The 12,544-nt window shown below is 75.4% G+C and carries 8 protein-coding genes; 5 read left to right on the top strand and 3 right to left on the bottom strand.

The window, feature by feature from the left end; translation table 11 throughout:
• Positions 1-14: 14 nt before the first annotated feature.
• Together ACYQ8Q_RS39540 and ACYQ8Q_RS39535 are read right to left on the bottom strand one after the other, a co-directional pair.
• Positions 15-659: a histidine phosphatase family protein gene (locus ACYQ8Q_RS39540; protein WP_460071579.1), complete on the bottom strand. Its 645-nt coding sequence runs from the start codon at positions 657-659 to the stop codon at positions 15-17.
• A gap of 37 nt (positions 660-696) precedes the next feature.
• Positions 697-1,449, bottom strand: coding sequence for an SDR family NAD(P)-dependent oxidoreductase (locus tag ACYQ8Q_RS39535; RefSeq protein ID WP_460071578.1), 753 nt, complete (start codon positions 1,447-1,449; stop codon positions 697-699).
• A 176-nt stretch (positions 1,450-1,625) separates the two neighbouring features.
• Here ACYQ8Q_RS39535 and ACYQ8Q_RS39530 point away from each other — a divergent pair, with 176 nt between their 5' ends.
• The 5 genes from ACYQ8Q_RS39530 to ACYQ8Q_RS39510 are packed head-to-tail and all read left to right on the top strand — an operon-like array spanning position 1,626 to position 11,622.
• Positions 1,626-2,942: an aspartate aminotransferase family protein gene (locus tag ACYQ8Q_RS39530; RefSeq protein WP_460071576.1), complete on the top strand. Its 1,317-nt coding sequence runs from the start codon at positions 1,626-1,628 to the stop codon at positions 2,940-2,942.
• Positions 2,939-4,393, top strand: a complete 1,455-nt coding sequence (locus ACYQ8Q_RS39525) for a class I adenylate-forming enzyme family protein (RefSeq protein ID WP_460071573.1) — start codon at positions 2,939-2,941, stop codon at positions 4,391-4,393. The genes ACYQ8Q_RS39530 and ACYQ8Q_RS39525 overlap by 4 nt, the downstream gene beginning before the upstream one ends.
• A 5-nt stretch (positions 4,394-4,398) precedes the next feature.
• Complete coding sequence (locus ACYQ8Q_RS39520; protein ID WP_460071571.1) at positions 4,399-5,451, top strand: ketoacyl-ACP synthase III family protein; 1,053 nt, start codon at positions 4,399-4,401, stop codon at positions 5,449-5,451.
• Positions 5,448-10,871, top strand: a complete 5,424-nt coding sequence (locus ACYQ8Q_RS39515; RefSeq protein WP_460071570.1) for a type I polyketide synthase — start codon at positions 5,448-5,450, stop codon at positions 10,869-10,871. The genes ACYQ8Q_RS39520 and ACYQ8Q_RS39515 overlap by 4 nt, the downstream gene beginning before the upstream one ends.
• Positions 10,858-11,622, top strand: a complete 765-nt coding sequence (locus tag ACYQ8Q_RS39510) for an alpha/beta fold hydrolase (protein ID WP_460071568.1) — start codon at positions 10,858-10,860, stop codon at positions 11,620-11,622. The genes ACYQ8Q_RS39515 and ACYQ8Q_RS39510 overlap by 14 nt, the downstream gene beginning before the upstream one ends.
• Here the strand turns inward: ACYQ8Q_RS39510 and ACYQ8Q_RS39505 are convergent.
• Positions 11,568-12,542, bottom strand: coding sequence for a Gfo/Idh/MocA family protein (locus tag ACYQ8Q_RS39505; protein ID WP_460071566.1), 975 nt, complete (start codon positions 12,540-12,542; stop codon positions 11,568-11,570). The genes ACYQ8Q_RS39510 and ACYQ8Q_RS39505 overlap by 55 nt on opposite strands.
• Between the last annotated feature and the right edge of the window lie 2 nt (positions 12,543-12,544).

Here is a 12,544-nt window from a genome sequence, read left to right as displayed (position 1 = left end):
GGGTCCGGGAGGTGTCAGGCGTCGTCGAGGTGCCGGGCGTCGTCGAAGCGGCCCAGTCTCCACCGGGTGCCGTCGTGGACGAACTCGTTGATCGAGGTCGCCGCCGGGGTGGCGTCGGTGAACAGCGTGGTCGGCACCCTGTCCAGCAGTGCGGACATCACCGCGACGATGAGACCGGCGTGGCAGACCACGACGGCGGTGCCGCCCCGGTGCCGGGCCAGCAGTGCGCCGGCGGCGCGGCCGGCCCGGAACCGGAACTGGTTCCAGGTCTCCCCGCCGGGCGCGAAGGGCCGGTCGGGATCGGCCGTCATGTCGAACGAGCCGTGCCGGCGCAGGTGTTCCTCGACGGACAGTCCGTCGGCGGCCCCGAAGTCGAGTTCCCGCACCTCCCGTTCGACGTCCGGCGCCCCTACGCGCAGTCCCCCGGCGAGGATGTCGGCGGTCTCGCGGGCCCTGCGGACGGGGCTGGTCAGCAGGGCGTGCGGCCGCAGCCGTTCCGCCGCCAGCCGGGCCGTGAGGCGCGCGGCCTGGTCCCGGCCCCGCTCGGTGAGCCCGCGGCAGTTCCGGGAGCCCGCCAGCTGCTTCTTCACGCTGGCGTGCGACTGCGCGTGCCGCACCAGCAGGACATGGGTGCAGGAGCCGTGTGCGTGGTGTTCCATGCGCGTAGTGGTCCTTCAATCGGCCTGCCCGAGCAGGTCAGTGGAGATCCCAGCCGCCGTCGACGGTCAGGCTCTGGCCCGTGATGAATCCGGCTTCCGGGGAAACCAGGAACGCCACGGCCGCCGCCACATCCTCGGGACGCCCATGCCGTTTGATGCATTGGCGGGCGAATTCCCGTTCGCGCCAGGCCGGGTAATCCGGATGAGACCGTTGGGCCGTACTGAGTTCGATCGGCCCCGGTCTCACGGAATTCACTGTAATCCCGTGCGGGCCGAGTTCACGGGACAGGGCGCGCACGAATGCCTCCAGACCGCCTTTCGCGGCGATGTAGGGGGCGAGTTCCACGCGTCCGATCCGGGTGAGCACGGTGGAAACGGCAACGATCCGGCCAGACCCGCGGGCCACCAAATGCGGGGTGGCGGTCCGTGCGCAGGCGATATGCGCGAGGAGATTGATGTCGACGGCCGATCTGACCTCGTCCCAGGTGGTTTTCTGCCATGGCGCATATGTGTATGCGCCGGCATTGCAGACCAGGACGTCAAGCCTTTCCCGGTATCGCGCCATGACCTCCCCGAGCCGTTCCACGGTCTTCTCGCGGGTGAGGTCCCCGGGCACGGTGGCGACGACGTCCGCACCCGCCGCCGTCACCCGGTCGACGGTCCTGACCAGGTCGGAGTCCTGGTCGAGATGGGTCAGCACCAGGTCATGGGTGGCGGCGAGCCGTACGGCGACGGCCGCCCCGAGGCCGGAACCCGCCCCCGTGACGACGGCGACGCCCCGAGAAGACATCACATTCCCCCTCCGCAACGCGGCCTGATCACCCGTCCGATCCTGCCACCCAAGACTGGCCTATCACCCCCCGTGATCCGGCCATTCCGGCAACGGCCGCTGTCGGCCTCGAAACCTCTGCGGCATTCTGTGGTTTCGGATCAGGCCGACGAAGCTGGAGGTTTTCAGTGGGTGCCATGGACGCCGAACGTCGGACGAATACTGATTACCTGAAAAGCATCAAGGAGGTCATCGCCGGGGGCGTCAGCAGCAGCATGCGCGCCACGGCGGTACCCGTCCCACTCGTCGTACGGCGCGCCCACGGCTGTTCGATACGGGATGTCGAGGACAGCGAGCTCGTGGACTTCAACATGGGCTACGGTCCCCATCTCTTCGGCTACGCGGACCCCGATGTCGCGGAGGCCGTGGCCGATCAGTTCACCCAAGGTCATATGACCGGTCTGCCGCACGCACTGGACGCCGAGGCCGGCGGGCTCGTCGCCGAACTGGTGCCCGGCGTGGAGCAGATCAGGTTCGCCAATTCCGGCACCGAGGCGGTCGCCTCCGTCCTGCGCCTCGCCCGTACCGTCACGGGCCGCTCCCTGGTGGTCACCTTCGAGGGGCACTACCACGGCTGGAGCGAGACCGTGCTGCGCGCCGGCAAGACCACGCTCCAGGTCGCGGGCACCCGGCCGACGGACGTCGTCCCCGGCGCGCCCGGGATGATCCCCGAGGCGCTCGCGCACACCGCCCAGCTGCCGTGGAACGACGCCGACGCCGTCCGGGAGTTCTTCGCCCGGGACGGCGACCGGACGGCCGCCGTCATCCTGGAGCCGGTACTGGCCAACGCCGGGGTGATCCCCCCGGCCCCCGGCTTCCTGGAACTGCTGCGCGACCTCACCGCGCGCAGCGGGGCCCTGCTCGTCTTCGACGAGGTGATCACCGGCTTCCGGGTCGCCCGCGGCGGGGCGCAGGAGCGGTACGGCGTCGAACCGGACCTGACCGTGCTGTCGAAGGTGATGGGCGGCGGCTTCCCCGTCGCGGCGTTCGGGGGGCGCAAGGAGGCGATGCGGCTGCTCGCCACGAACGAGGCGCACCACGCCGGCGTCTACGCCGGGAACCACGCCGCCCTGCGCGCGGTCGTCGCCGTGCTCACCAAGATCCGCTCCCGGCCCGGGCTGTACGACGAACTGGAGGCGATCGGCGCCGACGCGGAGGCGGCGCTGCGCGAGGTGTTCGCCGCCGAGAAGCGGCCGGTGCACATCAGCCGGGTCGGCACCCTGCTGTGCGTGGCGCTGCTGCGCAGGCCGCCCGAGCGGCACGGCACCCTGCGCGACCTCGCCGACGCCGTCGACTTCTCCCGGCACCGCCGCCTGCAGACCCTGGCCCAGCGCGAGGGCGTCTACTTCCACCCCAACGCGCTGGAACCGTGGTTCCTGAGCACCGCGCACACCGGCGAGGTCCTCGACAAGGCGGCAGGGGCTTTGCACCGCGCGCTGACCGAGCTCGGATGACGGCCGCGCGCACGGAACTGCTCTCCCTGCTGCGCGAGCGGGCGGCCCGGCTCGGAGACACGCCGCTGATCAGCGACGAGACCGGCAGCACCGGTGCGGAGGAACTGGTCGAACGGGTCGACGCCAAGGCGCGGGCCCTGCGGGCGGCGGGCGCGGGTCCCGGGGTCCTCGTGGGAACCCTGGGCGGGCCCGCGGCCGAGTTCGTCAGCGAGGTGTTCGCGATCCTGGCCGCCGGGGCGGTCGCCGTACCGCTCTCACGCCGGATCACCCCGTGGGAGCTGGACCGGCTGCGCGAACGCTGCCCGCTCGACCTCCTGTGGACCCCCCTGGACGCACCGTCGGCGCTCCCCCTCCCGGCCGGGGACTGCGGGGCGCGCCGGCTGAGCGGGCACGGCGGCCGGATGCGCCGTACCCCCTTCGAGGCGGCGGCGACGGCCCAGCTCACCTCGGGCACCACCGGTCGTCCGCGCCTCGCCCTGCGGTCCGCCGCCGCGCTGCTCGCCGAGGTGGAGAACTACCGTGCGGCCCTCGCGCTGGGCCCGGACAGCCGGCTGTTGTGCCCGGTGCCGCTCCAGCACGCGTACGGCTTCGGGCTGTGCGCCCTCGCCGCGCCCCTGGCGGGCGCCCATGTCCGCTGCACCGCCCCGGACAGGCCGCGGATGCTGCTGCGCGAGCTCGCCGAGGACGGGGTGACGCTGTTCGTCGGGGTGCCCCCGTTGCTGCGGCTGCTCGCGCGGTCCGCCCGCTCGCTGCCCCTGGAGGGGCGCGCGGTGGGGTTCCTCTCCGCCGGGATGGCCCTGGACGCGCACACCGCCGAACTGGTCGCGACCCGGCTCTCGGGGCACGTCGGCCAGGTCTACGGGACCACCGAGACCGGGCCCGTCTGCGTGACCCCTCCGGCCCCGTGGCGACCGGACGCCGCCGGGCCGGGCGCCCCGCTGCCCGGGGTGGAGGTCCGCCTCTCCCCCGTCCCCGACGCCGAGGCCGGCACGGGACTGGTCACCGTCACCTCACGGTCGGCGATGCTCGGATACGCCGAGCAGGACACCGTCGACACCTCACCGCTGCGGGGCGGGTTCACCACGGGCGACCTGGCCCGCTGGGAGGAAGGGCGGCTCGTCCTCACCGGGCGGCTGTCCACCTGTATCAACGTCGCGGGCGTCAAGATCGGCCCGGAGGAGATCGAGGCCGTCCTGCTCGCCTTCCCGGAGGTCGCCTCCTGTCTCGTCTCCGGCGCCGACGACCCGGTCCTCGGGCAGCGGATCGTGGCGACGGTGACCCCCGGGACGGTCGACCTGGAGAAGCTGGAGCGCTTCTGCCGGGAGCGTCTGTCGCCCTCCTGGGTCCCGCATGCCTTCGCCTCCGTGGCACACCTGCCCACCACCGAGACCGGGAAGGTCATCCGACCGAGGACCGGACCGCCGGGGCAGCCCGGGCGTCCGGACAGTTAGGACAAGTGAGCGTGCGAACAGAGAACCTCTTCCTGGCAGGCACCGGCGCGTACATCCCGCCCCGGGCGAGCGTGGCCGAGGCGGTGCGGCGCGGGGCGTACGACAGGGAGCGGATGGACTCCTGCGGGTGGCGCAACATCGCCGTGTCCGACGGGGTCTCCGCGCCGGACATGGCGGTGGCGGCCGTACGGCAGGCGGTGCGCCGCTCGGGCCTCGGCCCCGAGGACATCGACCTCCTCGTCCACTCCTGCGCCTACCACCAGGGGCCCGACGGCTGGTCGGCGCCGCACTACATCCTGCGGTCCACCCTGGGCTCCGGGGTGCCGGCGCTGACGGTGGAGCAGGGCTGCAACGCGTTCCTCGCCGCCCTGGAGGTGGCCGCCCAGTACCTGCTGTGCGCGCCCTCGCGCACCGGGGCCGTGGTGAGCGCGGCGGACAACTTCGGCGCCCCGTCGGTCGACCGGTGGTACGCGCACCGGGACGCGGTGCTGGCCGACGCGGCGACGGCGGTCGTGCTGTCGAAGCAGTCCGGCTGGGCCGCGCTGCGCTCGGTGGAGTCGGTCTCCCTCCCGCACTTCGAGATCCTCAACCGGGGCCATGAGCCGATCTTCCCGCCGGCCGTCACCACCGGGCGCCCGCTCGACATGAACGAGCACCTGGAGGCGATGGTCGAGGAGCTGGGCCCGAAGGCGTCGGAGATCGTGCAGGAGTACGGGGCGAGCGGGACGAAGCTGGTCGAGCAGGTGACGGCCGAGGCGGGGATCGCCGTGGCGGACCTGTCACGCGTGCTCCATCTGGGCGCCGCCACGGCGGACTTCCTGGACAGCCATCTGCGGCCGATGGGGCTGGACGCCGCGCTGGGCGCCGTCGACTTCTTCCGCGACGTGGGGCACGCGGGCGCCACCGACGTGGGACTCCAGCTCAACCACCATGTGGAGGCCGGTGATCTGGGCGCGGGCGATCATCTGCTCCTGCTGAGCGCCGGACCCGGGCTGATGATCACCGCCGCGGTCGTCACCGTGCTGGAGACGCCGGGTTCCGAGGGGAGGGTCGCGTGACGCAGGCGCGTCTCCCCCGGGCGGCCGGGCCCGAGGAGCCCGTCGCGGTCGTCGGGCTGAGCTGCCGGTACCCCGGCGACGCCGACTCCCCCGCCGCGTTCTGGGACCTCCTCGTCGAGGGACGGGACGGCATCGGCGACGGAGCGGAGCGCTGGGCGCCGTACGCGCAGGCGGGGCCCGAGCAGGAGGCCGTCGTACGGGCCACCACGAGCCGGGGCGGCTTCCTCGCCGACATCGCCGGTTTCGACGCGGAGTTCTTCGGGATCGCGCCGCGCGAGGCCGAGCTGATGGACCCGCAGCAGCGGCTGCTGCTCGAACTGGCCTGGGAGGCGCTGGAGGACGCGGGGATCCCGCCGCTGGGTCTCGGCGGCGGCGACTGCGGGGTCTTCGTCGGTGTCGGCTCGGACGACTACGGGCGGCGGCTGCTGGAGGACCTCCCCGGCATCGAGGCGTGGACCGGGATCGGCGCGGCGCTGTGCGCCACCGCGAACCGTGTCTCGCACAGCCTCGATCTGCGGGGCCCGAGCCTCGCCGTGGACACCGCCTGCTCGGCCTCGCTGGTCGGTGTCCATCTGGCCCGCCGGAGCCTGCTGTCCGGGGACTGCGACCTGGCGCTGGCGGCCGGGGTGAACCTCATGGTCGCGCCCGGGTTGTCGGTCACCCTGGACCGGGCGGGCGCCACCTCGCCCGACGGCCGCAGCAAGCCCTTCGACGCCGCGGCGGACGGCTACGGCCGGGGTGAGGGCGCGGGCGTCCTCGTCCTGAAGCGGCTGGCGGACGCCGAGCGGGCGGGCGACCGGGTGCTGGCGGTGATCCGGGGCAGCGGGGTGAGCCAGGACGGGCGGACCGCCGGGATCATGGCGCCCAGCGGCGAGGCCCAGGCGGACCTGCTGCGCAGGACGTACGACCGGTGCGGCATCGCGCCCGCCGATGTGGACTACGTGGAGGCGCACGGTACCGGCACCGTGGCGGGCGACCCATTGGAGGCCGGGGCGCTCGCGGCGGTCCTCGGCGCGGGCCGGCCGGCGGACCGCCCCTGTCTGATCGGGTCGGTGAAGGGCAACATCGGGCATCTGGAGGCCGGTTCCGGGATCGCCGGGATGATCAAGACGATCCTCGCGCTGGTGCACGAGGAGATCCCGCCGAGCGGGCACTTCTCCGTGCCCAGCCCGCGCATCCCGTGGGAGGAGTCGGGGCTACGGGTGGCGAGGGAGCGCACCCCGTGGCGACGCGGGGAGCGGCCCCGGCGGGCGGGCGTCTCCAGCTTCGGCTACGGCGGCACGATCGCCCACGTCGTCCTGGAGGAGGCACCCGCCCGGCCGACGCGGTCCCCGGCCGGGCAGGAGGCACAGCCCGGACCCATGCGGTCCCCCGACAAGCAGGAGGCGCAACCCACGCCCGCGCCGCCCCCCGACAAGCAGAAGGCGCACCCCCGGCCTTCGCCACCCCCCGACAAGCAGAAGGCGCACCCCCAGCCCACGCCGCCCCCCAACAAGCAAGAGGCGCAACCCACGCCCACGCCGTGTCCCGCCGGACAGGAAACGCCGTCCCGGCTGTTCCCGCTCTCCGGGCGGTCCGGGGCGGCCCTGCGGGAGGACGCGGCCCGGCTCGCCGACTGGCTGGGCGGGCCCGGCGCGGACGTGCCGCTCGGCGTCCTCGCGCGGGACCTCGGGGCGCGGCGCAGCCATCTGGACCGCCGGGTCGCCGTCGTCGCCGCCGGTCCCGGGGAACTGGCGGGCGGGCTGCGCCGGTTCGCGGCGGGCGAGTCGGCCCCCGGGGTCGTCGAGGGCCCGCCGACGGGCGGGGGCGGCGACGGGGTGGTGTGGGTGTTCTCCGGCACCGGCGCCCAGTGGCCCGGCATGGGCCGTGAACTGCTGGCCACGGAGCCCGTGTTCGCCGAGGCGATCGACCGGATCGGGCCGGTGTTCGCCGAGGAGATCGGCGCGACGGCCCGGGAGCTGATCGAGAACGGGGACGTCGGCCGCGTCGATCTCGCCCAGACGATGATCTACGCGGTCCAGCTCGGCCTGGTCGCCGTGTGGCGGTCGCTCGGGTTCACGCCGTCGGCGGTCCTCGGCCACTCGATGGGGGAGATCGCGGCCGCGGTGACGGCCGGGATCCTGTCGCCGCGGGACGGTGCCCGGCTGGTGTGCCGGCGCAGTGTGCTGCTGCGGCGGGTCGCCGGTGCGGGCGGCATGCTGATGATCGGCCTGCCCGCCGAGGAGGCCGCGGCCCGGCTGGGCGGCGCCGAGGGAGTGGGGCCGGCGGTGTTCGCCTCGCCCACGTCGACCGTGGTGGCGGGCGGGAGGGCGGAGATCGACACGCTCGCCGGGGAACTGGCGGCGGATCCGGCGCTGCTGGTGCGCCGGGTGGACAGTGACGTGGCGTTCCACAGCCCGCAGATGGACCCGCTGGCGAAGGAGCTCGCGGAGGCCGCCGCCGACCTCGCCGTCCACGCGCCCGGCCTGCCCGTCTACGGCACCGCGTCGGCCGATCCCCGGGACCCGGTTCCCCGCGACGGCGCCTACTGGGCGGCCAATCTGCGCAACCCGGTGCGGTTCGCCGGGGCGGTGGCCGCGGCGGCCGAGGACGGCTTCCGGACCTTCCTGGAGGTGTCGGCCCATCCCGTGGTCCGGCACTCCGTGCAGGAGACCCTGGAGGCGGCCGGGGCCGACCGGCACTGTGTCGCGGGGTCACTGCGCCGGGACGCCGGCGGGCGCGCCCAGCTGCTGACGAACGCGGCGCTGCTGTACTGCGCGGGTGCGGCCGTGGACTGGCCCGCCGCCACCCCGGACGAGGGGCCGCCCCTGTCCCTGCCGCCCCGGAGCTGGCGGCGGCAGCGCCACTGGCGCGAGCCGGCGGTCCGCCGGCCCGACCGGGGCCGGCACGACAGCGCGCGCCGCACCCTGCTGGGGTCGCGCAGCACACTGGCCGGAAGCAGCCCGCTGGACCTGTGGCGCACCCGCGTCGACCTGGCGTCACGGCCGTATCCGGGCCGCCACGCCCTCCACGGGGTGGAGCTCGTCCCGGCGGCCGTCGTCCTCCAGACCTTCCTGGCCGCGGCGGGCCGGCCCGCTCTGTCGGGGGTGTCGTTCGAACTGCCGCTGACCCTGGCCGAGGCCCGGGACGTCGACGTGGTCGCCCAGGACGGTGTCGTACGGCTGCTGTCCAGGACCGTGGAGCCCGACGGGGCCGGTACCCCGGACCCCGACGGGGACGGGCGGCCGTGGCTGACCCACGCCACGGCCACCGCGTCCGACGAGCCGGCGCCACCGGCCCTTCCCACGGCCGGCGGCGGACCCGGGACACCGCTCGCCGCGGACCGGATCACCGCCGAGCTGGCCTCGGTCGGGGTGCCGTCGATGGCCTTCCCCTGGCGCGTGGAGCGGCTGGAGCGGCTGGCCGGGGGGCTGCGCGCGGATGTCGTCGCGGCCGACGAACGGGGCTCCGCGGCGCGGACCTGGGCCCCGCTGTTCGACGCCGCGCTGTCCATGGCGGCCGTCGCCTTCCCGAGGCCCGCCGTCCTGCGCGTGGTGGCCGGGGTGGGGCGGGTGTGGACCACGGGCGAGCCGCCGGTCCGCGCCCGGCTCGAGGCGCTCGTGGACGGACCGGTCACCGGCGCCGTGGGCACGGTGGGCGTGCGGATCTCGGCGGAGGACGGACGGACCGCGGCCGTGCTGGCCGGGGTGCGGTACGCGGGCGCGGACGCGGAGCCCCGTCCCGGCGCGCCCGGACAGCTGCTGTTCCGGACGGAGTGGCGGCCCCTCCCGCAGGGCGGTCCCGCCCTCCCCCGGACCCTGGTGGCGATCGGCGCGGACAGTGCGCTGGCCGCCGAACTGCGCACTACAGTCGACCAGTTGGGCGTCGCGTGGCTGCCGGTGGAGGATCCGGACGCGCTCGACGGGCTGCGTGGACGGGTGTCCGGGCCGGTGGACGTCCTCGTGTTGCCCTGCGCGGAGCCGCTGACGGCCGGGGACCTCGCGGTGCGGGAGGCGTGGCGGCTGGCGTGGGCGGCGCAGCGGCTCGGGGTGTGGCCGCCCGGTACGGCGCGGCTGTGGTCGCTGACCACGGGTGTGCGGGAGGCGGACCGGCTGGAGGCGGTGGCGCAGGCGTCCCGGTGGGGGCTCGGCCGGGTGGTCGGGGGCGAGCATCCCGGCCTGTGGGGCGGCACGCTCGATCTCGGTCCGCGGCCCACGCGGGAGGATCTGGTCGCCGCGGTGCGGGTGATCGCCCGGAATCCGGGCGAGGACGTCGTCGCGGTCCGCGACGGCGCGGCCTTCGTGAACCGGCTGGTCCCGGCCGGTCCGGGCGGCGAGCACGCCCCGCCCCGGTGCCGGCCGGACGGCACCTACCTGGTCACCGGGGGGCTGGGCGTCCTCGGGGGCGAGATCGCCCGGTGGCTGGTGGAGCGGGGCGCGCGCCGTCTCGTCCTGGCGGGGCGTGGTGGTCTGCCGCCCCGGTCGCGGTGGGACGCCGTGACGGATCCGGCCCGGGCCCGCGGGGTCGGGACCGTACGGGCGCTGGAGGCCCTCGGGGTGACCGTGCGGGTGGTGGCCCTCGATCTGGCCGACCCGGAGGCCGCGGCGGCCGCGCTGTCGCCGGACGCGCTGGGCCTGCCCCCGATCCGCGGGGTGGTGCACGCGGCCGGGGTCCTGCACGACCAGCTCGTCGACCGGCTGGACCCGGCGGCGCTGGCGGCGGTGCTGCGCCCGAAGGCCGGTGGCGCCCTGACCCTGCGCCGGCTGTTCCCGCCGGGGTCCCTGGACTTCCTGGTCCACTTCTCCTCGTGCGGCCAGTTCCTGGGCCTCACCGGTCAGGCGGCGTACGCCTCCGCCAACGCGTTTCTCGACGCCCTGGCCGTCCACGACCACGGCCGGGGGGCGGTGGGCGGTCTGAGTCTGGCGTGGACGTCCTGGCGGGGCCTGGGCATGGCGGACAACGCGGCGGTGGACGCCGAACTGCGGGCCCACGGCGTCGGGGACATCACGGCGGCCGAGGCGTTCGGCGCCTGGGACCTGGCCGCCCGGTCCGGGGCGGCCGCCCTGGCCGTGCTGCGGCCGGTGCCGCTGCCGCCCGGGGCGCGGCGCGGGGGCCTGCTGCGCGACCTCACCGACGACCCGCCCCCGGATCCGGCCGGGCCCGCCGGGCCTCCGCGGGCGGCGGACCTCACCGAGGAGGCGCTGCGGGAGCTGCTGCACGAGCAGACGGTCTCCGTCATCGTCAGCGAGATGAAGCTGGACCCGGCGGAGCTGGACCCGGACCGCTCACTGCTGAAGACGGGGCTGGACTCGGTGATGGCGATCGTCATCAGGCGGCGGCTGGAACGGCTGCTGGAGCGCAGGCTGCCGGCCAATCTGGTCTGGCACCAGCAGACGGTCACGGCCATCGTGGACTACCTCGTGACCAGTGCGCGCTCCTGACGCCGCGGTGACGCTGGCCTGCCGGATCACCGGTGATCCGGCGGGCCGGCCGACCGTGCTGCTGCACGCGCTGGGCGACACCGGGCGGGGCTGGGACCGGGTGGTGTCCGCGCTGCGGCCCCTGGGGCGCCGGGTGTTCGTGCCGGACCAGCGCGGGCACGGTCTGAGCCCGAGGGTCCGTGCGGACGCGTACACCTTCGAGCTGATGTACCGGGACGTGACGGCGCTGCTGGACCGTCACCGTCTGGACGCCGTCGACCTGGTGGGGCATTCGATGGGCGGTCATGTCGCCTGGCTGGTCGCGCAGCGGCAGCCCTGGCGGGTGGGCCGGCTGGTGATCGAGGACACACCTCCGCCGCCGCGCGACACGGCGGCGGAGGCGGAGCTGCGGGCCCGGTCCCGGGCGCCCGGCGACCGGGCGCCCGTCGTCTCGCTCTACCGGGAGCTGCGCGAACTGCTGCGCACGGGTGAGCTGGACGGGGCCGCGGTGCGCCCGGTCATCGACGGCCTGCGGCGGGCGGATCCCGGCTGGTGGCGGCGGCTGCCCGAGGTCACCGCCGACACCCTGGTGATCAGCGGAGGCCTGTCCAGCCCGGTGCCCCGCTCCCTGCTGGCGGAGGTGGCCGCGGCGGTGCCCCGGGGGCGGCTGCTGGCGCTCGACGCGGGCCACTACGTGCATCGCGCGCGGCCGGAGCGCTACTGCGCCGAAGTGGCCCGCTTCCTCGGCCGAGGCCGACGGGCGTGCTCGTAGGCCGACTCGACGAGGAGCTGGAGCGCCAGGGCGTCCCGGACGCCCACCTTGGCGTGCGGGCCGCCGGGCGCGCCCGTCACCCGGTCGAAGTACGCCGAGACGGCGGCGAGTTCGGGCCGGTCGCCGCCCTTGTCGACCGTGCCGTCCGGCCGGCGCAGTTCGCCCCGGCGCAGATCGAGGACGTGGTCCCCGTCGGCGGTGGCGACGGTGACCGACGTCTCCAGCCGGCGCGCGGCCCGGTCGATGTCCACCCTCGCCGGCAGCCCCCGGAAGGACAGGTCCAGCCGGACCCGCTCCTCGACCTCCGGCGCGTCCGTCTCGCACGCCTCGACCTCGGCCGGGCCGAACACCGTCGTGAGCAGGTCGAGGGCGTGCGGCCCCAGGTCCAGGAGGGCGCCGCCGCCGGCCCGGCGGGCGTCGCCGTACCAGGGGGTGCGGGCCCGCCAGACCCGGTTGCCGGGGGTGGCGAAGGTGAACGTGACGCGCCGCGCCCCCGGCCGGACCGCCTCGGTGAACGCCTCGAGGAGCGGATGGAACCGGAAGGGCATGTTCACCCCCAGCAGTTCCTCGGCGGCGGGGTGGGCGGCGATCCGGCGCGCGTCCGCGACCGTCGCGGCGAGGGGTTTCTCGCACAGCACGGCGATGCCGGCGTCCAGCGCCGCCAGCACCGGGGCGGCGTGGGCGTCGTTGGGGGTGCAGACGCTGATCAGGTCCGGCCGGGTCTCCTCGATCAGCCGGTCGACGCGGGTGCCGGTCCACACCCCCGGCCGGCCCGCCGTCAGCTCCCCGGCCCGTCCGGCGTCCGTGTCCACCACGCCCACCAGGCGCATCGCGTCGCGGGCGTCGGCGCAGGGCAGGTGGTAGCGCTCGAACACCCGGCCGCAGCCCACCGCCGCGAACCGGATCGGCTCGCCCGTCATCG

It is taken from the genome of Streptomyces sp. YKOK-I1, from assembly GCF_054660435.1.
This window is presented reverse-complemented; position numbering and strand designations above follow the sequence as displayed.

Coding starts and splice junctions, on each gene's coding strand:
- ACYQ8Q_RS39530 (WP_460071576.1), top strand. CDS start 1,626: ATGGACGCCGAACGTCGGACGAATACTGATTACCTGAAAAGCATCAAG.
- ACYQ8Q_RS39505 (WP_460071566.1), bottom strand. CDS start 12,542: ATGACGGGCGAGCCGATCCGGTTCGCGGCGGTGGGCTGCGGCCGGGTG.
- ACYQ8Q_RS39525 (WP_460071573.1), top strand. CDS start 2,939: ATGACGGCCGCGCGCACGGAACTGCTCTCCCTGCTGCGCGAGCGGGCG.
- ACYQ8Q_RS39535 (WP_460071578.1), bottom strand. CDS start 1,449: ATGTCTTCTCGGGGCGTCGCCGTCGTCACGGGGGCGGGTTCCGGCCTC.
- ACYQ8Q_RS39540 (WP_460071579.1), bottom strand. CDS start 659: ATGGAACACCACGCACACGGCTCCTGCACCCATGTCCTGCTGGTGCGG.